We start from the raw sequence: 25,408 nt of genomic DNA, 5'->3' as shown, positions 1-25,408 counted from the left end.
TCGCCCCTACAACAGAGCAATAAAAAGGTCAGAGACCTTATTTTTTATATTTACCTGCTAATTCTTCAGCAACCTTTTCTATGATAGCTGTTACACCGTCATTTATAACACCTGTTTTGAGAATATCCAATACCGTTTCTTTGTATTGCATTTCTAATATCTGCAGAAAATTACTTTCAAATTCATGAACTTTATCTACAGGAATATTATTCAACAATCCATTTGTTCCACAATATAGTATTGCAATTTGTTTTTCAACAGGCATTGGGGAATATTGGGGTTGCACCAATAATGCTGCATTCTTTTGCCCTTTGTCTATAGTCAAAGCAGTAATTGGATCCATGTCTCCACCAAACTTTGTAAAAGCTTCGAGTTCACGATACTGAGCCTGATCAATTTTTAATGTTCCTGCTACTTTTTTCATCGCCTTGGTCTGAGCACTACCTCCAACACGTGATACCGAAATACCTACGTCAATTGCAGGACGATAACCAGAGTTGAACAAGTCAATATCCAGAAATATCTGACCATCGGTAATTGAAATTACGTTAGTCGGGATATATGCAGATACGTCGCCCGCCTGAGTTTCGATAATAGGAAGTGCAGTCAATGAGCCTCCACCTTTTACTCTGCCTTTGAGACATTCGGGTAGATCATTCATTTGCTCGGCAACTTCTTGCTGATTGATAATCTTAGCAGCACGTTCCAGTAGACGAGAGTGCAGATAGAAAATATCACCGGGATACGCCTCACGACCCGGAGGTCTTTTCAAAAGCAACGAAACTTCACGATAGGCAACAGCTTGTTTCGATAAGTCATCATAGACTACCAAAGCATGACGACCGGTATCTCTAAAATATTCACCGATAGCAGCACCGGAGAAAGCTCCGAAATATTGCATGGCTGCCGGTTCGGCTGCCGTTGCTGCAATGATAGTTGTATATTGTAATGCTCCTTTTTCTTTCAGTGTTTCAACAATATTGGCAACCGAAGATGCTTTCTGTCCAATAGCAACATAGATACAATATACAGGATCACCTGCATCGAAATTTGCTTTTTGACTAATGATTGCATCAATTGCAATTGCTGTTTTTCCGGTCTGACGGTCACCGATAATCAACTCACGTTGACCTCTACCAATAGGTATCATGGCATCAATAGCCTTAAGACCCGTTTGTAAAGGTTGGGTTACAGGCTGACGGTATATTACTCCCGGAGCTTTGCGCTCCAAAGGCATTTCCAATAATTCGCCTGTTATATCTCCCTTACCGTCGATAGGTTCTCCCAAAGGTGTAATAACACGTCCGAGTAGTCCGTCACCCACTTTTATTGAAGCAATAAGACCTGTTCTTTTAACATTGAAGCCTTCTTTAATCTGGCTGCTCGATCCAAGTAATACTGCTCCTACATTATCTTCTTCGAGATTCATCACAACAGCTTTCACCCCATTGTCGAACTCTAATAATTCATTGGCTTCTGCGTTATTGAGACCATAGATCCGTGCAACTCCGTCACCTACCGAAAGAACTACTCCGACCTCATCCAATTGAATACGATTATCAATCCCATCCAATTGCATCTTCAACACATCAGAAACCTCACTAGCTTTTATATTTTCAGACATATTTATTCCTTGTATTAAGGTCTCCAGACCTATTTTATTGCTTTGGTGGACATTATAACCAAAGCCTGTTACAACATAAGGTTACTATGCAATTTTTTTATTCTTACTCATCAATTGGCTTTTTATTCTGCTCAATTGAGAAGCCACACTGGCATCAAGTCTATAAGTACCAATATATAAAATAAAACCACCACCAAGTTTTGGGTCTACTTCGGTTACAAATTCAATTGTACCCTCTTCTTTCTGTTTAACCAGTTGTTTAATTTTATTTATAGTAGTATCATCGACAGGACATGCCGTTACTAATTTTCCGACACTAATATTCTTATATTTCCTGTATAAATCTAAGTATACTAAACTGATCGTTTGCAGATGGTTTTCTCTTCTCTGATGCAATACCAATTGGATAAACCGAACAAATACATCGCTTATGGTTTCTCCGACAGCAAGTTTTATAAGTTCCAGTTTCTCCCTTGTACTCAGTACAGGATTATCTAGTGTTGCCCGAAGTTGTGAACTACTGGCAAGGTTTTCAGACAAGATGTTCATTTCTGAAAAAATCGTGTCCTCAGCCTTTTTTTCCAAAGCATAGCTAAACAAAGCTCGTGCATAACGCATAGATACCATTCCTGAATTCATATTATATTAAGATTTAGATACCATACCTTCGTCAATCAAACGGTCTATCATTGCCATTTGCTCAGCATTGCTGTTGAGATTGTTGCGAATTACTTTTTCTGCAATATCCACCGAAAGGTCTGCAACTTGACGACGTATGTCCTTTATTGCATCTTCTTTTTCGCGTTTCATTTGCTTTCTTAATTCGTCCAACTCCTTCAAGCCTTCGGCACGTGCCAATTCTTTAGATTCGTTGACTATACGGGTTCTGGTGCTTTCAGCATCTTTTAAGATTTTCACCTGCTCTTCACGGGCTGAAGCTAATATAGCTTCGCTTTGCTCTTTTATTTGAGCCAATTGTTTATTGGCTTCTTTGGCTGCATCCAAAGATTTTTCGATGTACGCATTGCGATCTTCGACCATCTTTGTTATAATCGGGAATCCAAATTTTGCCAATACAGCAAAAACGACTCCGAAAGATAGAAGCATCCAAAATAAAAGACCGGCTTCAGGTTGTAAAAGCATAATTTTTTAATTTAATTGTTTTATAGGATAAATCCACAAACTACTACAGCAAATAGAGCCACACCTTCAATTAGGGCTGCTGCAATAATCATAGACATACGAATATCCCCACTAGCTTCGGGTTGACGAGCGATACCTTCCATCGCAGAAGCACCGATTTTACCGATACCCAGACCTGCACCGATAGCTGCTAAACCTGCTCCTAGAGCTGCACCGAATCCTGTAAGTCCTGCACCAGCTTCAGCTGCTGCTTGTAGAATAGTTGATAGTAACATAATTTTATTCTTTTAGTTATTTAATTATTGTTTATCGTTTAAGGTCTCATACCTTTTTATTTATGATTCTTTTCTTTGTGAGGTTCAACCTGTGCTAAACCAATAAATACTGCTGATAGCATTGTAAATACGTATGCTTGGATATATGCAACCAATATTTCAACAAAACTGATAAATATCGTCAACATAACAGATACCACAGTCATTGAAGTATTAATTCCGGTTCCTAGTTTCACTGTAACAAAGATCAAACATACCAATCCCAAAACGATGGAGTGACCTGCCAAAATGTTAGCAAAGAGACGAATCATTAAGGCAAATGGCTTTGTAACGATTCCAACTAATTCTATCGCAGGCATGATTGGTATAGGTACCTTTAGCCATGTAGGAACTTCGGGCCAGAATATCTCTTTCCAATATTCCTTAGTACCGAATACATTAACAATAACCATTGTAAATACAGCCAATACTAAAGTGACTGCTATATTACCTGTAACAGTAGCTCCGAACGGAAAAATCGGAATTAAACCGGCAATGTTATTTATAAAGATGAAAAAGAATGTAGTCAGTAAATAAGGTGCAAATTTCTTGTAATTTTTACCGATACATGGTTTTATGATATCATCGTTTACACTCATTATAAATAACTCCATGAATCCAATGAATCCTCCGGGAACTTTTGGATTTTCAGCTGTTGAGTTTTTCTTGTACCATCTGGCTACTGACAAAATAAGTACAAGGGTTATAATACTGCATATGATAAGTGCAAAAGCATTTTTTGTAATAGAAATATCCCAGGGTCTGATTTCTTCTCCTGAAGCATTCTTTTCGACAATTTTACCTTTGTAGTCACCTTCGCTAGCAATGTAAAAGCCTTTGTATTCCGAAGCTCCATGGTTTAGTTTTGAAGAACAGAATACATTCCATCCACTATTTTCGCCTTTCACTATTACAGGTAATGGAACCGAGATATGATGTTCTCCCCATGTTGTAATGTGCCACTCGTATGAATCCGCAAGGTGTTCAAGTATTAACTCTTTAACGTTAAGTTCTTTTGCTTCTTCAGACGAATCTCCTTCAGAAGCAAAGGAAGACGTCGTCCCCATTACGAATAAGCATACCAGTATAAATATGTATTTTAATTGGCTATTCATTGCTACTATTTTTTTCTTTGATACGCTTTTCTATTTTCATGAAAATGAAGGTTTCGGCGATCAGGTATAATAAATAAAATAATATAAAAACAGCTACAAAAGCTTTGACGTTTTCTTTCACTATAACAACATACACTGTTATAAAGATCAAAGATGCTATGATTTTTATGACCTTAGTTAACATGTAGATGTTTACCATTTGTTTTATGTTTTTTTTCTGGCTGAAACTCTCTACCATCAATACGACTATCGATTCGATAACCAGATAAAATGCAGCAAGACCTATGAACCAATTCCAATTAAAAGTTGGTAAGAAATAAGATAACCCTAATCCTAAGCATCCACTGATTAAGAGTCCGAAGGCAATCACGTATATAATTAAATTCGCTTTGAATATGTTCATAAATTATTCTACACAAATGGTAACTACATTCTTTTTGACTTCAACGAATCCACTTTCAATGGTAACTATTTCCGGCGATCCCTTTTCTATTTCATAAGAAATATCTCCCTTGCGTAAAGACCCTATAAGAGAAGCATGATCGGGCAATATACCAAATTCACCATCTGTCCCCGGAAGTATTACGGATAACACCGCTCCTTGAAACAGTATCTTTTCGGGTGAAATTATTTTTAATTGTAATTCTTTCATTTATTATAACTAATGTTGAATATCTATTACTTTGTCTTTAATATTTACAGTCGTTAGCTATAAATATGCAGAAAAAGCAATAAATAAGCTCTGTGACCTTCTTCGTATTATTAAGCTTTAGACGCTTGTGCCATTAATTTTTTGCCTTTTTCGATTGCATCTTCAATAGTTCCCACATTTAAGAAAGCTTGTTCGGGCAGATCGTCAACCTCACCATCAAGAATCATCTGAAATCCTTTTATCGTGTCTTTGATATCTACAATTACACCGGCAACGCCTGTAAACTGTGTGGCAACATTAAACGGTTGTGATAAGAAACGTTGAATACGTCTTGCTCTATTTACCGTTTGGCGATCTTCATCTGAAAGCTCTTCCATACCTAATATGGAGATAATATCCTGAAGTTCTTTATTTCTTTGTAATATTTGTTTTACTCGTTGAGCAACATCATAATGTTCTTGACCTACAACATTCGGGTCGAGGCTTCGAGATGTAGAATCCAACGGGTCTACTGCCGGATAAATACCCAACTCTGTAATCTTACGGCTCAATACTGTGGTTGCATCCAAGTGAGAGAATGTGGTTGCAGGAGCAGGGTCAGTTAAGTCATCTGCCGGCACATAAACTGCCTGAACAGATGTAATAGATCCATTCTTGGTTGAAGTGATACGCTCTTGCATTGCACCCATCTCAGTAGATAGAGTAGGTTGATAACCTACTGCCGAAGGCATACGACCTAAAAGGGCGGAAACCTCAGAACCTGCTTGCGTAAAACGGAATATATTATCTATAAAGAATAGTATATCTTTAGGTGCACCATCTTCGTGATCTGCATCACGGAAAGATTCTGCAACCGTAAGTCCAGAAAGTGCTACTGACGAACGTGCTCCGGGAGGTTCATTCATCTGTCCGAAGACAAGTGATATTTGAGATTTTTCGAGTTCTTTAGGATCAACTTTGGATAAATCCCAATGACCTTCTTCCATACTTTTTTTGAACTCATCACCATAGCGAACTACGTTCGATTCAATCATTTCTCTCAACAAGTCATTACCCTCGCGAGTACGCTCCCCAACTCCGGCAAATACCGAATAACCATTGTGCTTTTTAGCAATGTTATTGATAAGTTCCATAATTAATACGGTCTTACCTACTCCGGCTCCTCCAAAAAGTCCGACTTTTCCTCCTTTTGCATAAGGAGCCAATAGGTCGATAACCTTTATTCCTGTAAATAATACATCGCGAGAAGTTATAAGGTCTTCAAATTTAGGGGGCTCTCTATGTATTGGTAATCCTCCTGAATTATCAAGAGCTTCCATGCCGTCAATGGCATCTCCTACCACATTTAGCAAGCGTCCTTTTACTTGATTGCCTATCGGAACGGTAATGGGTTTTCTGGTTGCGATAACATCCAGGTTTCGTCTTAGACCATCGGTACTATCCATTGCAACACCACGAATGGTATTTTCACCAATATGTTGCTGTACTTCAATAATTAAAACCTTACCGTTTGGTCTTTGTACATGTAATGCTTCATATATCTGGGGTAAGTTTGGTGCCGAACCTTCTTTTTGCTCAAAATAGACATCCACTACGGGACCTATTACCTGAGATATACGACCTACTAATTGTGACATAATTATATATTTTTTATTTCTTATCTCCTAAGTTTACTGTGCAGGGACTGTTTTGACTGGTATTTGTCAAAGACGCGATGTTCGCAGTAAAACGTAACAACAATTTAATTTATGTTTCTCAGGTTTCGAATAATATATTCCTACTTTAAGAAATATATATTTATTTATTCAATCACAGTATTCTAATAACTTTCATATTTTACACACTTTGCAATAATGATATTTCAAGAAGTTTCTAAAATATTGTATTATTACTATCTGTTTAGTATGATTGTTGAAGCAAATATAGCCAATATTTCATTTTTAAGTTTTATTTTTGTAGAAAAAATAAGTGTACTTACTATATTTTAAATATTAATTAACAAAAGGCTTTTAATACAATTCTAAAATGGGTAAAGTTTTAATTATTGGAGCAGGTGGTGTAGGTACAGTAGTAGCTCACAAGGTTGCTCAAAATCCGGAAGTGTTTACAGAAGTAATGCTTGCCAGCCGCACCAAATCGAAATGTGATGCCATTGCCCAAGCTATTGGCGGAGGTAGAATTCAAACAGCTCAAGTGGATGCTGATAGTGTTGAGGACTTGATTAAGTTATTTAATTCGTTTAAACCCGAGTTAGTAATCAATGTTGCTTTGCCATATCAGGATCTCACTATAATGGATGCTTGTTTAGCATGTGGTGTTAATTATTTAGACACTGCTAATTATGAGCCTAAAGATGAAGCAAAATACGAATATAGCTGGCAATGGGCTTATAAAGATAAATTTGAGAAAGCAGGTCTTACAGCTATTCTTGGTTGTGGATTTGATCCGGGTGTGACAAGTGTATTTACTGCTTATGCAGCAAAACATCACTTTGATGAACTGCATACATTAGATATTGTAGATTGTAATGCGGGTGATCATGGTAAAGCATTTGCAACAAACTTCAATCCTGAAATTAATATACGTGAGGTTACTCAGAAAGGAAAATACTGGGAGAATGGACAGTGGGTTGAAACTGAACCTCACGAAATTCATAAACCATTGAATTATCCTAATATTGGCCCAAAAGAATCATATGTGATTTATCACGAAGAATTAGAGTCGTTGGTGAAAAATTTTCCCACATTGAAACGTGCTCGTTTCTGGATGACTTTCGGGCAGGAATATCTGACTCACTTACGTGTGATTCAAAATATAGGAATGGCTCGTATCGACCCTATTATATATAATGGTGTAGAGATTGTTCCGATTCAATTTTTGAAAGCTGTTTTACCTGATCCGGGAGAGCTTGGAGAGAATTATACAGGCGAAACTTCTATCGGTTGCCGCATCACCGGTATTAAAGATGGTAAGCAACGTACCTATTATATATATAACAACTGCTCGCATGAGGCTGCTTTCAAGGAAACAGGTATGCAAGGAGTAAGCTATACTACAGGTGTGCCTGCCATGATAGGAGCCATGATGTTCTTTAAAGGAATCTGGCGTAAACCGGGAGTATTCAATGTTGAAGAGTTTAATCCCGATCCATTTATGGAGCAATTAAACAAGCAAGGATTGCCTTGGCATGAATTATTTGATATTGATTTGGAAATGTAATTGATATAAATATTGAAAAAAAGAGGAGGACAGGTATATATTTGTCCTCCTCTTTTTTTGAAAAATTATGAGTTAATCTTATTAAGTGCCGGCTCTGACGCTCACTTGCGGATTAACTCTCATTACACACGAATTTATGGTCATAGTAGAAGATGTCGAAATTTCTACCCCTCCCGTTGCATTATAGGCAGTAATTGTAATGGTATAAATACCCGGCTTATTATAGGTGTGAGGGAAGCTGTACAGGCTGCTTAGGGGGCTGTTGTATGTTGTTGTGCCACCATCACCAAAATCTATTACAATTCTACTTACATTACTAAGTCCCATACCCGGAATGATTGATAATTGAAAAGTGGCTGATACGTTTGCGCAACTTTCGGCATTTGCCGGAGGTGTAAGCTCCATCCTAAACCACGGTGCAGCAAAGTTGGGTAGTCCCCAATAGCCATTGCCGGGTAAGAAATTCAGGAGTTTATAAATATTCATAGTTGTAGGGGTTTCCGGATTGGTAATTACAAACATTCCAGTAGAGGAGAACCGGGTGATGTAAATCCGTCCATCCGGGCCAAGCTGTATACCTCCAAAATGGTCGGTAACACCATCAGATAGGGAAAGGGGGTTGGCAATAGTTTTTACCGGATTTATTGAATTCGGAGTAGAGGTTGCGAGCAAAGCTGCAAAATCATAAACTACTAATCCTGAAACTTGATTTGTATTTAAACTGCCCGGTGCATATGTCAGGTACAAATATTTGCCACTAGACGAAAATTCTACTCCATATGCACGATTAGGATTGGAGGGAAATAATGCATATGTATTCCGAATCTTTACGTTAGTGATAGTGCCTGTTGTGGGATTAAAGTCACCATAAACAAGTCTCCCAGTAAGGAAATCTGCCCATGCATAGTGTAGCCCGTCGGTTGTAAATTTGAGGTATCCATTGGCTCCTAATGATGTGAAACCTATAGCTACTGTTGCCACGCTATGTCGGCTAGCCTGTACGCCCGCAGAAGTTACTTTCCATACATTCAGATAAGATGTAGTGGTTGTGCGTCCCGGAGCCACTATCCAGAAATCCTCCTTATTAGTATGCCTTACTGCAAAAACCGATTCGCCCAATGCTCCGGATTGTCCTGTGAGTGAAACGTTCGTAAAAGCCGGGTCTGCCCCGCCAAGACCTCCATTCAGAGACATATTTACTACAGTATAAGAGAGGTTATTTGAATTATCTTTATCTAATGTTACTGCAATGTATTTACCCGGAGTTTCGGGGTATGGTAATATGATTCCCGACTGTGCCGAAGATGGACCACCAGTTAAACCTGTAACCATTTCTTGGTTGTTTTTGTTCCATATGGTTATCCCATCCGAATAAAACAAAATATTTCCATTTGCATCCGAAGTAGAAAAGCAACCCTCATACGTTTGCAGAGCCGATCCTGTACGTTGTGCAGGCAGCCCTGTTAGTGTTGCATTAGCTGTTCCGTAAACGCCTGTGGCACCAACCGATCTGAAGGCATTCCACGAGAGTCCTGCATTAAAACCGAAAAGCCAGTTGTATTGCTCTTTTTGGGCATAGATACTGCCCGCTGTTATTAAGAACAGGGTTAAAATTGATATTATTTTTTTTAGCATATAATCTTCCTATTTTATCAGCCCCGTCACATCGTGGCGGAGCGTGAGTTTATTGAATACTAGCTTATGGGTTGTAATTTTATTTAACCCGAACAATGATGTTCACAAAAGCAAATGGAGGAGGGTTGGTGGTGGTAGGTGTATAAGTCATTACTCCGGAAGTGTTTATACTTACATTTGTAATGTGTCCACTACTGCCAATATACATATAGTCGTATGCTGTAGCTGTTGTTGGTAATGTCGGTTGAATGGCACCCGAGCTACCGGCTAACGGTAATGATGTTAGCTGCATTATAGAGTTTTTAAATAAGTCTACCGTTTTAACAGTAAGAGTGCTCATATCCAAATTGATTGAAGGAATATAAAACCAACTCCCTGTAAGCATATTTTGATCAGCCCACTTAGCAACACCATTATTATCAGTAGACAATACCCGTCCTGATAACTGATTGCTATCTACATATTTGAATTTTCCGGCTCCTGTTATTTGTGTTAAGCCGGCTACATCTAAAAATACACCTGCATCAGGAGTTGTTTTACCAATACTTACACGCCCCGCTCCAGCAGTAAGACTAGTAACTCCAAATATAGCATTGCCTATATTTATTTGGAAATTGCCTGCAGGATCCGGAAGACTCACGTTGTAACCTATAGCCACGTTATAACCTCCCGTCGTCAGATTAGCTCCGGCTGAATATCCCATAGCAGTATTACCATTTCCCGTCGTCAGGCCACTTCCGGCTGAATATCCCATAGCAGTATTAGCACCGCCAGTTGTATTAGCTTGAAGAACTTGGTACCCCACCGCAGTATTTAAAGACGAAGTTTGATTACTTTTTAAGGCGCCTGACCCAATAGCAGTATTATTGCTTCCTGAAGTGTTTGCCTCCAAACTATTGGCTCCTACTGCTGTATTTGAAGCAACAGCACCTCGTCCTTTTCCTACAGTTATACCATTAATGGAAGCATCTTGTCCTATTACTGTAAGTTGTGCATTGGCTGTTCCCCCATTGATAGAAGCAATAGTATTTCCTCCGATAACTGTTTTAGCTGTCAGGTACGAATCGTCAGTGTTCAATATCGATGGAACTGTAGTACCCACCTTATACCAAGGGGTTGCGTTAGCAGCCCATGTAGCATTACCGCTGGCATCCGATGTTAATACTTTTCCAGCACCGGGTGTTCCGCTACTTATCTGTAGTGGTGTAGCTAAAGTTAATCGGTTTGTTCCTGTAATGCTTGTAGGTTGGGTTAAATCTCCTCCTAGTTGGGCAGCTATTCCATTCATTGTTAAACCATTATTTGCGGTATTTATTGCTGTAGCCCATGTTGCATTACCCGTAAAATCGGACATTAATACTTTTCCTGCACCAGGTGTTCCGCTAGCAATCTGTAATGGGCTTGTAATAAGAAGTGCTGTTCCCGAAATAGTAGTTGCTGTAGCTATAGTAAGCCGGGTAGCTCCTGTAATAGTTGTGTTTTGATTTAACGCTCCTCCCAATTGAGCAACAGATCCATTCATTGTTATACCGTTGTTGGCGGTACTTATGCCAGGTGTAACCCAAGTTGCAGTGCCATTTATGTCTGAGGTCAGTACTTTTCCTGTATCAGGCGATCCACTGGTAATTTGGAGGATGCCCGAAATAGTAGTAGGCGTAGCTAAAGTTAATCGGTCTGTGCCTGTAATACTTGTCGCCTTAATTAAAGCTCCCCCCAATTGGGTAGTTGTGCCGTTCATTGTAAGACCGTTGTTGGCTGTGGTAACGGAAGCAGATCCACTTGTAAATGGCTGCCAAAGAGCTCCATCGAAGTAATAATATCCGGTTGTTATGATTTTTGCTGTTTTGGTAGTCAGTACTCCCGACAAGTCGCTAACGTATACCATTGCCCCTGTTTGTGCAGTTGCATATTTACCGTCCTTGGCAATCACTTCCGACCTTTTCAGGTTAGGAGCTATAATCCCTTCAGCCGTTGTACCGTCCGTTTTTCCGGGCAGTACATGAAGTGTTGTTGCCGGCGTTTCGGTATTTACACCGACCTGTGCATATATAGAGCCTATAGTCCATAAGCTCATTGCTGTTAAAAAAAACTTTTTCATTGCCATCGTTTTATTATAATTAATTAATGTTAGTAGCTTGAAAATGAAAGAATAAATAGCAGCAGCGTGTAATCGCTACACGCTGCTGCCGGACATAGTTGTGGCATAGATAAACGGATGATTCGTGCTGATCTGAAATGACAACAACAAAATAAATCGGCGACACGAAAGTGTTTACCGACACAACTATAGATGTATTTATTGGGGTGATATTTCTGGATGAAAGAATGTGCGTCTTTAAAACGCAAGCCAAAAAAAGGCGGAAAATTCCGCCTGAAATATTTTTATTACTAGCGTGTTTGCTAGTTAGCTCTCTCTCTCTCTCTCTCTCTCTCTCTCTCTCTCTCTCTCTCTCTCTCTCTCTAATGTTTTGGCACAATAATCCAAGCTTAAATTGTTAAATATAAGCTTATTGGTGGAATAATTATTTGTTAATATATTTGCCATTTTTTTAGCTAAAGAGTTCTGTTTAAGTCGCAAATATAATTCTTTTGTAGATATAAACAAAATCCGAAGCAAATAAGCCTTTTATTTTGTTATTTAGAGTTCAGGAAAGCTTATTTACTATCCAAAGCTTCTATTCTTTTCAATAATAAGTCTATTTCGGCATCTCGTTCATTCATTTCTTGCTGTTGTGTATGTATTGTTAGTTGTTGTTTTTCTAATATAGCCTGTTGTTCTTGAACTGTTTTTACCAAAGGAACAACAAATGTTGTATAACCAAGTCCATAAACGTCTTTTTCATTTTCAGGAGTATAAATTCCGTCAAAATCATACCCGATTTCTTTAGTTACTGATTCAACATCCTGAGCTATTAAACCGCTTCTGGTTATTTTTTCGGCTGCTTTTTCCGATTCAAGAATACGGGATTCAGCAGGGATACCTTTTATCGAGGCTTCTGCATTTAGATCCAAACGATAAGTAACAGGCTTCAACTTCCCTATGAAATCCCATCCGGGTACATTATTTTGGATATCTTTTTTTAAGCGAAGATCAGAAAGGGAGGTAATAGATGTCACGGCTGCCCTTATTGAAGTTATTGAACTATTTCCCAGTACTATCGAATTAGACACAGTGTTAGTTGCACCATATCCTATGGCAATAGTGTTTGTGCCTTGAGTTCTTGCTGTAGACCCTATTGCAATACTACCTTCACCTATGGATGTGGTGTTATAGCCTACTGCTGTATTGTTTTTGCCCCCGCTGGTCGAAGCATTTGTTCCGATAGCAAGGTTTAGCATCTCTCCTGCAGCCTTGGCTCCATTTCCTATTATTGTGTTACCCCCAGAGGTTGTTGTACCAATGGCGTTAGTACCAATGGCGACATTATAGTTGCCTGCAGTAAAGCCTGCATTTGCGCCGATTGCAACATTGTATGTGAGACTGTCTTGTCTGTTTTCATTAACACGATAGCCTATAGCCAGGTTGTAGTTTCCCTTTTCGTTATTGGCAAGAGCTGAGTAACCAACTGCAATATTATAGCTTCCTGTTGTGTTTTTAGCTAGTGCGTTATATCCAATTGCATTGTTCGTGGTTCCTGTTGTATTATTATTTAGTGTATTATACCCAACTGCAGTATTGGAACTCACATTTCCTTTTCCTCTACCAATACTGATTCCATTAATGTATGCATCTTGACTCGCTACTGTTAGTGCCATTGATGTTAATGCTGATGTCGAATTGATAGTTACTGTTCCATTGGAATAAATATCATCGGTGTTTTCTGTAGAAGCTTGATTGGTACCTACTTTATTCCAAGGTTCTTTTTGAAAAGGAATCCACATGGTTCCGTCAAAGGCATAATATCCTATTCTGTTGATAGCTCTTGTTTTTGTCGTTAATGTCCCCGATAAGTCAGTCACATATATTATTGCTCCTGTTAGTGTGTTGTCATATGCTGCATCTTTTGAGATAACTTGTTGGCGTGTTAATGATGGTGCTATAAGTCCTTCGGGAGTTGTAGGAGTTGTTGATAAGCTATGGATGTCTAATGTTGCTTTAGGGTTTTTAGTATTTATGCCGACTTGTGATTGAACCTGTTTGCTAGTTCCCAAAAGGACTAATGAAAGAAGTAGGTAATATAGTATATTTTTTTTCATAAATGGTTTCTGTTGAATGTTGTAATTGATTGAAAAGCAAAAAAAGAAATTTTACCTCTTTTCTAATGCGGCGAGTTTTTGAGACAAAATCTCTAATCGTGCATTCTGCTCTTTTAATTTGTTTCTTTGCTGCGATAATGCTATTTGTTGTTCGGCTAAGATTGCTTGCTGTTCTTGGATAGCTTTTACTAAAGGTACAACAAACGAGGAATAATTGAGACCGTATCTGTCTTTTTCATTTTGAGGAATATAAATTCCATCGAAATTATAATTTATTTCTTTCGCAATAGTTTCTACCTCCTGAGCAATGAAACCACTATGTCGAATATTCTCGGGTGACCTTTTCGACATTGGTTGGTCTGTTGATGGTATATCTAATTTGTATGTAACCGGATTTAGTCTTTTTATGAATTCGATTCCGGGAACATTACTCTCAATATTCTTTTTTACTCTATAGTCTGATAAAGAGGTAATAGAGGTTACGGCAGCTCGGATGGAGGTAATATTTGCATTGCCTAGTACAACTCCATAAGATCCTTCGTAGGGATAGCTTGTATTGTTAGCTATAATGAGGTGTGTAGTTGAATTAGTTCGGTTATTTGAGCCGATAACTGTAGCTCTGGTAGCACTATTAGTACTTATTCTCGTTCCCACATAAACCGATTCCCTTGTGCCATTTCCACTAATGGAGTCGCCTAATAAAACAGAGTCTTCTGTTGGATTCAAGGACATATAACCCGCTATCAATATTGAGTTTTTAGTTCCGTTAGGGTTGATATATCCTATTTGAACATTACAGGAATCTGAGCTGCTGGTTCGTGCTGCTCCTATTTTTATGGATAAAGGACTTATATTTCCTAAAAACGAAGATGATAATGATACAAAATCGGTAGTTAGTTTATTTGAAGGATAGTAAGTATTTCCAATAGTTGTTCCTGATGCAGCAGTAAAACTACTGTACGAGTTATTGCCTATAGCCGTAAGGTTGTTATTTTCAGTTGCCGTTTCATCGAATGACAATGCATTGTATCCTAATGCAGTATTTCGAGCTAAATTCAAATTACCTTTTCCTACTCTTACATTGTTAAAAGAGGCATCGGCGGTATATACAGTTAAGGCAGCAGGTACACCATTTACATTACCTATGGTATTACCTTTTATTACTACTTTTCCTCGCTGGTAGATAGAATCGGTGTTTAACATTGCTTTTTCTGAAGTATTTATTTTATACCAGGGCTCAATAGAAAAAGATTGCCACGATATACCATCAAAGAAATAATATCCGGGTGATGTTATTTCTTTTGTCTTGGATGTTGTTGTGCCCGACAGATCTGTGATATATATGAGGGTATTTGTTTGATCAATACCATATGCATCATCTTTGTTAATAAGTTGTTGGCGGGTAAGAGACGGAGCGATGAGCCCTTCTGCCAAGGAAGCATTGTCGGAAGCTATAATGTGCAACGATACTTTCGGGTCGGTGGTATTTATACCTATGTTTTGTGACTTGATCTGTATTGTGAAGCACAAAAGGATTCCCAAGGCTAATATTAATTTAATTGTATTTTTTCTCATAATGGGGATGTGTAATAACCTTACCATTTCGGTTCGATAACTGCTAAGTAATCTTATTTGGCTTCAAGGGTTGCTAATCTTTTTCTTAAATCTTGTACTAAAATATCTTGTTTTTGGATACTTAATTTTTGTTCTTCAATAAACTGTTCTTGTTCTTCTATTTGTTTCTTTTGTTCTTGAACAGCTTTTATCAACGATGGTACAAATGAGGTATAGTTCACACCGTATATTTCATTTTTGTTTTGTGGTATAGAAACTCCATCGAAGTCATAATTTATATCTCGAGCAGCTTTTTCAACCTCTTGAGCTATAAATCCGGTATGTAATATTTTCTCAATTTCTAACTTTCTCTGCATATTTATGGTGTCTGGAGTTTGTTGCAGAGAAGCCATCGCCGATACATCCATATTGTAGGTTACAGGATTTAATTTATTGATGAAAGCTAATCCTGGAACATTTTCTCGAATATCTCTTTTGACCCTACGATCAGATAGAGCTGTAATTGATGTAACTGCAGCTCTGATTGTGTTTACTTGCGAAGAACCCAGTACTATCGAGTTATTTGTATTGTTAATTGATCCATAGCCTAAAGCTACAGAATTGGTGCCTCTAACCTTAGAGAGTTTTCCTATAGCGATGTTATAATTACCCTCAACAGTAACAGAGTCTCCAATAGCGATATTAAAATTAGTACCGCTGCCATTTATGCTGGCTACATTTCCAATGACGATATTATTATTTCCGGAAATGATTCTGGATAAAGCACCTATAGCGATATTGTTCGTTCCTGTAATATCACTACCAGCTTTGTAGCCTATAGCTATATTACTCGTTCCTCCCGGAAAACCGGACTGACTGCCTATTGCAATGTTGTTGCTTCCCGTAATGAGGCTGCTATTTGCCATATATCCTACTGAAATGTTGTAATCGCCAGATGCAAGACTAGGGGTTGCTAATGACCCCATCGATATGTTGTGGCTTCCGTTAGTATTCTTAGCCAAGGCATAATAGCCTATTGCAATATTATTATTTCCGGTAGTATTTGCCAATAAAGCATTCTCACCTACAGCGATGTTGCCAGTGATATTTCCAGACCCTTTTCCAACTGTTAATCCATTAATTAACGCATCGGCGCCATAAACACTTAATGCTGCATTATCACCATGCACTGTTGCTATCTCAGTCCCATTTATAACCACTTTTCCTCTGAGGTAAATTGAATCGGAATTTGCAATGGCCGGTCCACCGTTTTTTCGATACCAAGGTTCGGTACCAAGCTGTTTCCATATTGTCCCATCAAAAAAGTAATATCCTTTCCAGTCGATAAGAGAAGTCTTTTGAGAGGGTGTTCCCGAAGTTTCTGAAATATATACTATTGCTCCGGTCTGATCGGCTCCGTATAGTGCATCTTTAGCAATTAGTTGAGTTCGAGTTAATATTGGAGCGATTATCCCTTCGCTTACAGTATTGTCTGTGGCTGTCGATACCTGTAAGGATGCTTTAGGCGATTCGGTGTTTAATCCAACCTGAGCCATAGATAAGCCTAGGGACGATAAAACAAAGTTTAATAGTAGAATTTTTACTCTCATTTTTTAGGCAAAATTAGATTATAGGTATATACAACTCGTAGCACTAGGTATGTTGCGAATGTATTACGTACTGAAATTTAACATTTGCAGTACCCTTTTATTTCTTAAATATTAGAATTTTCGTTGTTCCTCTTTGCCGCAAATATAGATTTTTTTATTGACAATAATGAAGAAAAGTAGTTTTTAACAAAAAGGTCTCAGGAACGCATTGCTCCTGAGACCTCCTATGATTAATTAACGAATGATTAACCCTTTGTTTCTAAGTAAACTACATGAGTTTGTAGATATTCTTCCAATCCATGTTTTCCGTCAGCACCGCCAATACCCGATTTGCGGCATCCTGCATGAAATCCTTGCATGGCTTCGAAGTTTTCACGATTGATATATGTCTCTCCAAATTTAAGAGCTCTCACCAGTTTGAATGCAGTGTCTAAATTTTGAGTATATACCGAAGAGGTTAAGCCAAATTCGGAGTCATTAGCCCAAGCAATAGCGTCATTTATATCGGTAAACTCTACAATCGGTAAAACAGGACCGAATGTTTCTTCTTTGATAATGTCCATTTTCTGGGTCACATTATCAAGAATAGTTGGTTCGAAGAAATATCCTTTATTTCCGATACGGTTTCCTCCGCAGATTAATTTTGCACCTTGTTTAATTGCTTTTTCAACTTTATCCTGAACCGATTTCAGAGCGTTTTCTTCTACTAATGGTCCCATATCAAGATCAGCGATTTTATTCGGATCTCCCACTTTAACGGCTTTCATTCCTGCAATCAATTTAGTCATAAATGCCTCTTTAACACTCTTATGGACATATACACGTTCGGCACAATTACAAACCTGCCCTGTGTTAATTACTCTTGAGGCAATAATCGCTTTAACGGCTAAATCGAGATCGGCATCGTCCATTACTATGGCAGGAGCTTTTCCTCCCAGTTCGAGAGATACTTTGGTGATATTAGGAGCTGCAGCAGCCATGGTTTGTTGTCCTGCTGAAACACTTCCTGTAAGGCTCACCATACCCACTTTTGGATTGGCTGCCAATTCGTGACCGATGACTGAACCACGTCCATTGACCAGATTGAATACTCCTTTGGGTACACCTGCTTCTTCGACAATCTGTGCGAAGATGTATGCGTTGATAGGTGTTAACTGACTTGGTTTTACTACTATCGTATTTCCTGTAACGAGTGCCGGAGCAGCTTTTCGTGCTATAAGGAAAAATGGGAAGTTCCAGGGCAGGATACCTGTTGTTACACCGATAGCTTTCTTAAATAAGAATATGTTTTCGTTAGGACGATCACTTTGAATAATTTCGCCTTCGTAACGGCGTGCCCATCCTGCCATATACTCCAGATAATCGGCCGTAAACAGAGCCTCAACATTTGCTAAGCCTTGTGTTTTACCACCTTCTTGTACAATAATATCTGTTATTTCTTTTTCCCTTTTACGAATGCCCGCAGCAATTTTAAGGAGGTAGCCGGCTCTTTCAACGGCGGGAGTTTTTTCCCATTGTATCTGAGCGGCGTCTGCTGCGTCGATGGCTTTTTTTGTATCTTCGAGAGTGCCGTCAGGCATCTTTGCGATTACTTCTTCTGTTGAAGGATTTAGGACATTGATCCACTTTCCTGAAGTATTTTCGATGAATTTCCCATCGATGAACATTTTTAATTCTTTCATGGCGTTACAAATAGTATTTTTAATTGGTTAAAGATTGCTAGTCTGTAAATCCAAAAATAGGGAATACTTTGTACTTCTACCACAAAAGAATGCGAAAAAATCAAAAAAAAGACTTCGATTTATGTCATTTATAGTGTGCTAAATGCTTTTCAGTTAGTATATTTTCTTAAAGCAGGTCGTTGGTTTCAGAAATTGCTTCTAAAGGAATATCCTTATTTTTCTTTTTTCTGATACAATATATAAACGACCATGTCAACCCTATACTACTGACCAAAAGTAAGAGGTGTATACCTCCTCCTGCATTGGAGAGTTTAAACATCTTGGAGGTAATAAAATAAATATACATATATATAGAAACAAATATTCCCAGTATAGAGGCGAGTAATAATATAAGATTTGCGGTTCGGTATCTCATCTTAAACAAAAAAATACCCGATATTAAACTCAATAACGGTACTATGTAAAATACATATGCTAGGTGTGGAGAATCCTTTTTAGCGAAGAACATGATTGTATTCGAAATTTTAGTAGTCTTTTTATACAAAGAAGGCAGATCCCACCCTGTAACAATGAGCTTACCCCAGCTTATCCAGGTCAAAGAAAAAGCCACGAGAATAAATATAATAATGATCGTTTCGAATCTCAATAAAGAGGTATATTTTGATTTCATGAATAGGATGTTTTTAATTCGGGCTCAAAAGTATGTAAGAGTTATAAATCCTGCAATAAAATATTGGCTATTTTAATGTCTCCTTTTTTATTTTAAATATAAAGTGATTATCTTTATGATCTTAAAGGAAATGGTGTCTTCCTTAACCAACCGCCTTCAACAAGCTGATGACGCCTTATTAAAATGATTTTAATATTATTACTGTGTTTAAGGATAATAGCGAGCGATTGCTATTTTACCTATGAAAGTAATAAGAAAAGGTCTGAAGCAATTTAATAAAGAAACAAAAACATTTTTTTGTGCGAAAAATCAGCATCCATTTCCGATTAATTCTTAGAAATTACCCCTTTATATTGTATATTCTTAAATGGATAACAATAAGTACCGTTATCGGTATTTGTATTGGTTCGGCTTCGGCTCTGTTTCTGCATTCTCTCGATTTTGTAACTAATTACAGACAATCGCATCTTTGGATTATGGCTTTTCTACCCATCGCCGGAGTATTTATTGGTTTGTTGTATCATTATTATGGAAAAGAAGCCAATGGAGGAAATAATCTCTTGATCGATACGATTCATAAGCCTGAACAAAGGATTCCTTTTCGAATGGCTCCTCTTGTATATATTGGTACAGTAGTTACTCATTTATTCGGAGGCTCGGCAGGACGGGAGGGTACAGCCATTCAGATGGCAGGAGCCATTGCCGATGTGTTTCGTAAACCTTTTCGATTAACTGCCGAAGAAAGCCGTATCTTATTAGTCGCTGCTACAGCTGCCGGATTTGGTTCTGTTTTCGGAACACCTTTGGCAGGAGCAATATTTGGTCTTGAGTTTTTTCTGATAGGACGTTTGAGGTACAATGCCCTGTTACCGGCTCTTTTATCGTCTGTTATCGCCGATTTAGCGACTAAAGCATGGCAAGCCCATCATACACATTATTCAATTTCGTTTGTACCTGAAATTTCAGCCGAAACTTTATTGTATACAATATTTGCAGGAGTGGCTTTCGGACTTTGTGCCGTGTTTTTCAGTAAAGGCATACATTATGTAACAGCACTTTTCAAATCGAAAATAAAATATCCTCCTTTCCGTCCTTTTGTGGGAGGTTTGATCGTTATTATTGCTGTTTGGGCAATGGATACCACCGATTATATTGGATTGGGTATCCCTGTTATTGTCGATTCATTTGACCATCAACTTGTACCCTATGCTTTTCTATTGAAAATAGCATTTACAATCGTAACACTAGCTGCCGGATTTAAGGGTGGAGAAGTTACACCGCTGTTTTTTATAGGAGCAGCTTTAGGAAATGCACTGTCGCTGTTTATCCCTTTGCCTATGGGCTTGTTAGCCGGAATAGGCTTTGTTGCCGTATTTGCAGGTGCTACCAATACACCAATAGCCTGTTCGATAATGGCTATTGAATTATTTGGCGGAGGATGCGGTGTGTATGCAGCAATCGCTTGCGTAATTTCATATTTAATATCCGGTCATACAGGGATTTATGGAAAACAGATGGTGGGTGAACCTAAATTCGGAAGATACACACATGAGAGAGGGCAGCATATAGACGAAATAAAGCGTTGACATTATTATTTGGAGATCAAATATTGATTATAGTTTCGTCCAAAAAGGTTACTTTTGTGAAAGAATAAATAGTAGTAAGTATTTAATGCAACCTTGTTTATAAGGTAACCATCAGTTGCATTTATGCCTGCCAATGAATAATAAATAGGTCTGAGACCTTAAAACAAATTATATGATACAGTCGATGACAGGATTTGGCAAAGCAACAGCCGAATTATCGAATAAGAAAATTACTGTTGAGGTTAAATCTTTGAATAGTAAACAGCTTGATCTATCAGTGCGTATTCCTAGTGTGTATAAAGAACAGGAGTTAAACGTGCGTAGCCTGATAGCTCGTCGTCTCGAACGAGGTAAGGTTGATTTTGCTATTTATGTCGAGAATACAAGTAAGGAAACTACATCTCAGATAAATCAGAATGTACTTGAATCGTATTACAACCAAATCAAAAATTCTTCTGAAAAGTTAGGAATTGATGTACCATCGGATTGGTTTCAAGTACTATTAAGATTACCCGATGTTTTGAAATATGAAGCACAGGATGCAGATGAGGAAGAATGGAAAATTGTAGCAGATACCATTAATCAAGCATTAGATCAACTTGTTGAATTCAGAAAGCAGGAAGGGAAAATGTTGGAAGACCTCTTTATTCAGAAGATTTCTAATATCGGTAATTTAATGACAGCTATAGAGCCTTTCGAAGGAGAGCGTGTTGAAAAGGTAAAAGCCCGTATTATTGAGGCTCTTGAAAAAATCGAGAATTTTGATTACGATAAGAACCGTTTCGAACAAGAGATGATTTATTATATCGAAAAGTTAGATATAAATGAGGAAAAAGCCCGTTTGAGAAACCATCTTAAGTATTTTCTTGAAACACTGAACGACACATCGGGTCAGGGTAAAAAGCTTGGCTTCATAACTCAGGAAATGGGCCGTGAGATAAATACAACAGGTTCTAAGGCCAATCATGTGCAGATGCAACAATTGGTTGTACAGATGAAAGATGAATTAGAGCAAATCAAAGAGCAAGTACTTAACGTACTGTAAAGTTTCAAAAAAGTAAACGAGTTGACAAGTAAGTAAGCCTTGTTTACTCGTTTATTTGTAAATTCGTAAACTTTTTTAATTTAATGGGTAAACTTCTTATTTTTTCCGCACCTTCGGGAGCAGGAAAATCGACAATAGTAAATTATTTATTGGAGCAGGATCTGAATCTTTCTTTTTCTATTTCTGCCACCAGCCGTCCTCCGCGAGGAACCGAACAAAATGGAGTAGAATATTATTTTTTATCTCCTGATGAATTCAGGGAAAAAATAAAAAATAATGAGTTCCTCGAATACGAAGAGGTTTATACTGACAGATATTATGGGACTTTAAAATCCGAAATTCAACGTATTACCGATAATGGAGGCAATGTTATCTTTGATGTTGATGTTGTAGGAGGTTGCCATATTAAAGAGCATTACGGCGATAAGGCTCTTTCGGTGTTTGTAGAACCACCATCAATTGAGGCATTGAGATATAGACTGGAGAAAAGAGGCACGGATAGTGCCGAAGTAATCCAAGACCGTATTGCAAAAGCCGAATACGAAATAACATTTGCACCCCGTTTTGATGTGATTATTCACAATGAAAATCTCGAAGTGGCAAAAGCTGAGGTTTTGGCTGTCGTTTCTAAATTTCTTCAAGAATGAAAATAGGAATTTTTTCCGGATCATTTAACCCAATTCATATCGGGCATATGGTGTTAGCGAACTTCATCACCGAATTTACGGATATTGATGAAGTTTGGTTTTTGGTGACACCCCAGAATCCTCTGAAAGAAGATACTCTTTTATTGGACGAAAATACTCGTTTTGAAATGACAAGACGGGCTCTGGCGAATTATCCGAAATTAAAAGCTTCCGATTTTGAATTTTCTCTCCCCAGACCATCTTATACAGTGCATACGTTAGAAGCATTAAGTGAGGCTTATCCCGAAAATACATTTGCTTTAATTATAGGGGCGGACAATTGGGAGTCATTCGATAGATGGAGAGATTTCGAAGGGATATTAGAGCAATATAGAATATATGTTTATCCTCGGTTAGGGTATCGTATATCTATATCTAAGAAGCTGAAAGAGAATGTGGAGGCTCTTAATTCTCCTATTATAGAGATCTCATCAACCTTTATTCGGGAAGGATTTACCAAAGGAAAAGACATGCATGCTTTCTTACCCGAAAGTGTGTATCAATATATCAAAGAAAAAGAGTTATACCGCTAAGGTATAGTTGCGCTAAGCTACAATTCTACTTTTTTTAAGAAGAAAATGAATAGGTCTTAGACCAGAAAAAATATAAAAGATATGGATTTCAATACATCTTTATTCAACGATTTGCAGGCACGCCAAAAACGACTTCAAGCCGAAATGCAAAAAGATGGAGTGGATGCTTGTATCCTGACAACAGGGGTCAATGTGTTTTACGTTGCAGGATGTATCTACAATGGATACTTCTATTTACCTGCTGAGGGAGAAGCATTTCATTTCTTAAAAAGAACTACTGATGCGGTTTTAGAGAATGCGATTTTTATTCGTAAACCCGAGCAGATAGTTGAAGAACTGCAAAAGCAGGGTTTAGCTTTACCTAAGAAAGTACTTTTGGAGGTAGATACATTGTCATTCTCGGAATGCACTCGATTGATATCCTCAATGCAAATAACCGAAACGGCAAATGCTTCAGTATTGTTGCGTCAGTTACGTTCCGTAAAATCAGATTTTGAGATTTCTCAGGTTAGAGAATGTGCAAAAAAACATGTAGAGGTATATAAGCAAATCCCCAATCTATATAAAAATGGCATGACCGATCTTGAATTACAATTCGAGATTGAACATCTTATGCGTCAGCATGGTTCATTAGGTATATTCAGAAGCTACGGAGCAAATATGGATATCTACATGGGCAGTTTGCTGGTAGGCGAAAATGCCGAAAGTCCCTCTCCATTTGATTTTGCTTTAGGTGGAAAAGGAGGAAATGCTATTTTGCCTCTTGGTGCTTGTGGCGAAAAAATAAAACAAGGTAATGCCATCATGATAGATATGGCCGGTAATTATGGACCTTGGATGACCGATATGACCCGTGTTTTTTCAGTAGGTAAATTATCTGATTTAGCTTATAAAGCACATGAGGTTTCGAGAGAGATACATGAAGTAATTAAGCAGACTGCTAAACAGGGAACGCCTTGTGCCGACTTATATAATATAGCTATGGATCTTACCAAAAAGAATGATCTGGAAGCTTATTTTATGGGAACAAAATTACAGGCTAAATTTGTAGGTCATGGCGTTGGTCTCGAAATAAACGAGCCGCCAGTACTTACACCTCGTTCGAAAGAAGTTTTTGTAAGTAATACGGTTTTTGCACTTGAACCTAAATTTGTTATACCGAATGTAGGGGCAGTAGGTGTTGAAAATACTTATTTGGTTCATGATAATAATATTGAGAATCTGACTGTTTTAGAAGAAGGTATAATTGATTTAGACTCATAAAGTCTTGGCGAATAAAAGTATGATAAAGACGATAAATATTAAAGGAGAATTACATGATCTGTCTACCCCTTTGGTGATGGGGATACTCAATGTTACACCTGATTCTTTTTATGAAGGAAGTCGCAAACAAAATGACGCTGACATATTGAAGAGGGTAGAGGAGATCATTCTTCAAGGTGGAACTATTGTTGATATAGGTGCGCAGTCGACTCGTCCATCTTCACAATTTCTTTCATCAGAAGAAGAGATCGAACGTTTATCGCCTGCTTTATCAGCTATAAATCGGGAATTTCCCGATGTTATTTTGTCCGTAGATACTTTTCATGCGAATGTTGCCAAAGTATGTGTGCAGGATTATGGAGTTGCTATCGTTAACGATATTTCTGGAGGAAGTCTTGATGTTAATATGTTTCAGACTGTTGCCGATCTTCATGTGCCGTATATTTTGATGCACATGAGGGGTACTCCTCAGACCATGCAAAAGCTGAATACTTATGACGATTTAATTCAGAATATAGCTTATTATTTCTCCGAAAAGGTAGCTCGTTTACATCAATTGGGCGTCAATGATATTATTCTCGACCCCGGATTTGGATTCTCGAAAGACGTATCCCAAAATTACGAATTGATGAGGCATTTGAATTTTTTTGAAAATTTTGAATTACCTTTGCTTGTAGGCATATCACGAAAATCGATGATAACCAAGTTTCTCGAAGTGGCATCTTCAGAGGCACTTAATGGTACTACGGTTCTTAATACATATGCTCTGATGAACGGTGCTAATATTTTGCGTGTTCATGATGTGAAGGAAGCTTGTGAAGCTGTTAAAATCACAGAGCAGTTGAGATATAAGTAAAGATAAATTAGGTCTGAGACCTTA

22 protein-coding genes and 1 riboswitch are annotated in these 25,408 nt (G+C 38.0%); of the genes, 7 read left to right on the top strand and 15 right to left on the bottom strand.

Translation table 11 applies throughout. The features are described from left to right. Window positions 1-37 precede the first annotated feature (37 nt). The 8 genes from atpA to atpD all read right to left on the bottom strand — a co-directional run bounded on the left by atpA (window position 38) and on the right by atpD (window position 6,485). On the bottom strand, window positions 38-1,624 hold the full coding sequence (gene atpA / locus G7051_RS01255; RefSeq protein WP_166197904.1) for a F0F1 ATP synthase subunit alpha: 1,587 nt from the start codon (window positions 1,622-1,624) through the stop codon (window positions 38-40). Between the two features lie 84 nt (window positions 1,625-1,708). Further along, on the bottom strand, window positions 1,709-2,263 hold the full coding sequence (locus G7051_RS01250) for a F0F1 ATP synthase subunit delta (protein ID WP_166197903.1): 555 nt from the start codon (window positions 2,261-2,263) through the stop codon (window positions 1,709-1,711). Between the two features lie 6 nt (window positions 2,264-2,269). Further along, complete coding sequence (gene atpF, locus G7051_RS01245; protein ID WP_166117606.1) at window positions 2,270-2,770, bottom strand: F0F1 ATP synthase subunit B; 501 nt, start codon at window positions 2,768-2,770, stop codon at window positions 2,270-2,272. Window positions 2,771-2,787: 17 nt separating this feature from the next. After that, window positions 2,788-3,042 (bottom strand): ATP synthase F0 subunit C, encoded by a 255-nt coding sequence (gene atpE, locus G7051_RS01240; protein WP_050708158.1) that lies wholly within the window; start codon window positions 3,040-3,042, stop codon window positions 2,788-2,790. Between the two features lie 56 nt (window positions 3,043-3,098). Continuing rightward, on the bottom strand, window positions 3,099-4,148 hold the full coding sequence (gene atpB / locus G7051_RS01235) for a F0F1 ATP synthase subunit A (protein WP_255493357.1): 1,050 nt from the start codon (window positions 4,146-4,148) through the stop codon (window positions 3,099-3,101). Window positions 4,149-4,188: 40 nt separating this feature from the next. After that, entirely contained in the window at window positions 4,189-4,599 is a 411-nt protein-coding gene (locus G7051_RS01230) for a TssN family type VI secretion system protein (RefSeq protein WP_166197900.1), read from the bottom strand. 3 nt (window positions 4,600-4,602) lie between these two features. Then, window positions 4,603-4,848 (bottom strand): ATP synthase F1 subunit epsilon, encoded by a 246-nt coding sequence (gene atpC / locus G7051_RS01225; RefSeq protein ID WP_166109820.1) that lies wholly within the window; start codon window positions 4,846-4,848, stop codon window positions 4,603-4,605. A 110-nt stretch (window positions 4,849-4,958) separates the two neighbouring features. Next, window positions 4,959-6,485 carry a F0F1 ATP synthase subunit beta gene (gene atpD / locus G7051_RS01220; RefSeq protein ID WP_166109816.1) on the bottom strand — a complete coding sequence of 509 codons (1,527 nt, stop codon included), beginning with the start codon at window positions 6,483-6,485 and terminating at the stop codon, window positions 4,959-4,961. A gap of 388 nt (window positions 6,486-6,873) precedes the next feature. On the opposite strand from atpD, the gene G7051_RS01215 reads away from it, so the two are divergent. Continuing rightward, window positions 6,874-8,067, top strand: coding sequence for a saccharopine dehydrogenase family protein (locus G7051_RS01215; protein ID WP_166197898.1), 1,194 nt, complete (start codon window positions 6,874-6,876; stop codon window positions 8,065-8,067). 81 nt (window positions 8,068-8,148) lie between these two features. Here G7051_RS01215 and G7051_RS01210 read toward each other — a convergent pair whose 3' ends face one another. The 7 genes from G7051_RS01210 to G7051_RS01180 form a co-directional block, all read right to left on the bottom strand. Further along, window positions 8,149-9,702, bottom strand: a complete 1,554-nt coding sequence (locus G7051_RS01210; protein WP_166197897.1) for a PKD domain-containing protein — start codon at window positions 9,700-9,702, stop codon at window positions 8,149-8,151. A 79-nt stretch (window positions 9,703-9,781) separates the two neighbouring features. After that, window positions 9,782-11,800: a hypothetical protein gene (locus G7051_RS01205; RefSeq protein ID WP_166197896.1), complete on the bottom strand. Its 2,019-nt coding sequence runs from the start codon at window positions 11,798-11,800 to the stop codon at window positions 9,782-9,784. Window positions 11,801-12,357: 557 nt separating this feature from the next. After that, window positions 12,358-13,899, bottom strand: a complete 1,542-nt coding sequence (locus G7051_RS01200) for a tail fiber domain-containing protein (protein ID WP_166197894.1) — start codon at window positions 13,897-13,899, stop codon at window positions 12,358-12,360. A 51-nt stretch (window positions 13,900-13,950) separates the two neighbouring features. Continuing rightward, window positions 13,951-15,474 carry a tail fiber domain-containing protein gene (locus G7051_RS01195; protein WP_166197893.1) on the bottom strand — a complete coding sequence of 508 codons (1,524 nt, stop codon included), beginning with the start codon at window positions 15,472-15,474 and terminating at the stop codon, window positions 13,951-13,953. Between the two features lie 53 nt (window positions 15,475-15,527). Further along, entirely contained in the window at window positions 15,528-17,063 is a 1,536-nt protein-coding gene (locus G7051_RS01190; protein ID WP_166197891.1) for a tail fiber domain-containing protein, read from the bottom strand. Window positions 17,064-17,308: 245 nt separating this feature from the next. Continuing rightward, a complete protein-coding gene (gene aldA, locus G7051_RS01185; RefSeq protein ID WP_166197890.1) occupies window positions 17,309-18,745 on the bottom strand; it encodes an aldehyde dehydrogenase in 1,437 nt (478 codons plus the stop codon). Between the two features lie 166 nt (window positions 18,746-18,911). Then, entirely contained in the window at window positions 18,912-19,415 is a 504-nt protein-coding gene (locus G7051_RS01180) for a SoxR reducing system RseC family protein (protein ID WP_166197889.1), read from the bottom strand. 117 nt (window positions 19,416-19,532) lie between these two features. Continuing rightward, window positions 19,533-19,599: riboswitch (Fluoride riboswitch) on the top strand. 115 nt (window positions 19,600-19,714) lie between these two features. On the opposite strand from G7051_RS01180, the gene G7051_RS01175 reads away from it, so the two are divergent. From G7051_RS01175 to folP, 6 genes are all read left to right on the top strand, one after another. Then, window positions 19,715-21,001 (top strand): voltage-gated chloride channel family protein, encoded by a 1,287-nt coding sequence (locus G7051_RS01175; RefSeq protein WP_221412921.1) that lies wholly within the window; start codon window positions 19,715-19,717, stop codon window positions 20,999-21,001. Between the two features lie 172 nt (window positions 21,002-21,173). Continuing rightward, window positions 21,174-22,046 (top strand): YicC/YloC family endoribonuclease, encoded by an 873-nt coding sequence (locus tag G7051_RS01170; RefSeq protein WP_166197887.1) that lies wholly within the window; start codon window positions 21,174-21,176, stop codon window positions 22,044-22,046. 83 nt (window positions 22,047-22,129) lie between these two features. Further along, complete coding sequence (gmk, locus tag G7051_RS01165) at window positions 22,130-22,693, top strand: guanylate kinase (protein WP_166197886.1); 564 nt, start codon at window positions 22,130-22,132, stop codon at window positions 22,691-22,693. Next, the gene (nadD, locus tag G7051_RS01160) at window positions 22,690-23,265 is read left to right on the top strand and encodes a nicotinate (nicotinamide) nucleotide adenylyltransferase (RefSeq protein ID WP_166197884.1); all 576 of its coding nucleotides are present in this window, start codon (window positions 22,690-22,692) and stop codon (window positions 23,263-23,265) included. The genes gmk and nadD overlap by 4 nt, the downstream gene beginning before the upstream one ends. A gap of 81 nt (window positions 23,266-23,346) precedes the next feature. Continuing rightward, window positions 23,347-24,528: a Xaa-Pro peptidase family protein gene (locus G7051_RS01155; RefSeq protein ID WP_166197883.1), complete on the top strand. Its 1,182-nt coding sequence runs from the start codon at window positions 23,347-23,349 to the stop codon at window positions 24,526-24,528. 19 nt (window positions 24,529-24,547) lie between these two features. After that, window positions 24,548-25,384, top strand: coding sequence for a dihydropteroate synthase (gene folP, locus G7051_RS01150; RefSeq protein WP_166197881.1), 837 nt, complete (start codon window positions 24,548-24,550; stop codon window positions 25,382-25,384). Window positions 25,385-25,408: the final 24 nt, after the last annotated feature.

The sequence above is a fragment of the Dysgonomonas sp. HDW5B genome (assembly GCF_011299335.1).
Classification (GTDB): Bacteria; Bacteroidota; Bacteroidia; order Bacteroidales; family Dysgonomonadaceae; genus Dysgonomonas_A.
The sequence above is the reverse complement of the archived record's forward strand: the minus strand, read 5'-3'. Positions and strand labels throughout refer to the sequence as shown.

Excerpts from the sequence above, each read along its gene's own strand:
- atpA (WP_166197904.1), bottom strand. The coding sequence starts at position 1,624 with ATGTCTGAAAATATAAAAGCTAGTGAGGTTTCTGATGTGTTGAAGATG.
- G7051_RS01250 (WP_166197903.1), bottom strand. The coding sequence starts at position 2,263 with ATGAATTCAGGAATGGTATCTATGCGTTATGCACGAGCTTTGTTTAGC.
- atpE (WP_050708158.1), bottom strand. The coding sequence starts at position 3,042 with ATGTTACTATCAACTATTCTACAAGCAGCAGCTGAAGCTGGTGCAGGA.
- atpB (WP_255493357.1), bottom strand. The coding sequence starts at position 4,148 with ATGGGGACGACGTCTTCCTTTGCTTCTGAAGGAGATTCGTCTGAAGAA.
- G7051_RS01230 (WP_166197900.1), bottom strand. The coding sequence starts at position 4,599 with ATGAACATATTCAAAGCGAATTTAATTATATACGTGATTGCCTTCGGA.
- atpC (WP_166109820.1), bottom strand. The coding sequence starts at position 4,848 with ATGAAAGAATTACAATTAAAAATAATTTCACCCGAAAAGATACTGTTT.
- atpD (WP_166109816.1), bottom strand. The coding sequence starts at position 6,485 with ATGTCACAATTAGTAGGTCGTATATCTCAGGTAATAGGTCCCGTAGTG.
- G7051_RS01215 (WP_166197898.1), top strand. The coding sequence starts at position 6,874 with ATGGGTAAAGTTTTAATTATTGGAGCAGGTGGTGTAGGTACAGTAGTA.
- G7051_RS01210 (WP_166197897.1), bottom strand. The coding sequence starts at position 9,702 with ATGCTAAAAAAAATAATATCAATTTTAACCCTGTTCTTAATAACAGCG.
- G7051_RS01205 (WP_166197896.1), bottom strand. The coding sequence starts at position 11,800 with ATGAAAAAGTTTTTTTTAACAGCAATGAGCTTATGGACTATAGGCTCT.
- G7051_RS01200 (WP_166197894.1), bottom strand. The coding sequence starts at position 13,899 with ATGAAAAAAAATATACTATATTACCTACTTCTTTCATTAGTCCTTTTG.
- G7051_RS01195 (WP_166197893.1), bottom strand. The coding sequence starts at position 15,474 with ATGAGAAAAAATACAATTAAATTAATATTAGCCTTGGGAATCCTTTTG.
- G7051_RS01190 (WP_166197891.1), bottom strand. The coding sequence starts at position 17,063 with ATGAGAGTAAAAATTCTACTATTAAACTTTGTTTTATCGTCCCTAGGC.
- aldA (WP_166197890.1), bottom strand. The coding sequence starts at position 18,745 with ATGAAAGAATTAAAAATGTTCATCGATGGGAAATTCATCGAAAATACT.
- G7051_RS01180 (WP_166197889.1), bottom strand. The coding sequence starts at position 19,415 with ATGAAATCAAAATATACCTCTTTATTGAGATTCGAAACGATCATTATT.
- G7051_RS01170 (WP_166197887.1), top strand. The coding sequence starts at position 21,174 with ATGATACAGTCGATGACAGGATTTGGCAAAGCAACAGCCGAATTATCG.
- gmk (WP_166197886.1), top strand. The coding sequence starts at position 22,130 with ATGGGTAAACTTCTTATTTTTTCCGCACCTTCGGGAGCAGGAAAATCG.
- nadD (WP_166197884.1), top strand. The coding sequence starts at position 22,690 with ATGAAAATAGGAATTTTTTCCGGATCATTTAACCCAATTCATATCGGG.
- G7051_RS01155 (WP_166197883.1), top strand. The coding sequence starts at position 23,347 with ATGGATTTCAATACATCTTTATTCAACGATTTGCAGGCACGCCAAAAA.
- folP (WP_166197881.1), top strand. The coding sequence starts at position 24,548 with ATGATAAAGACGATAAATATTAAAGGAGAATTACATGATCTGTCTACC.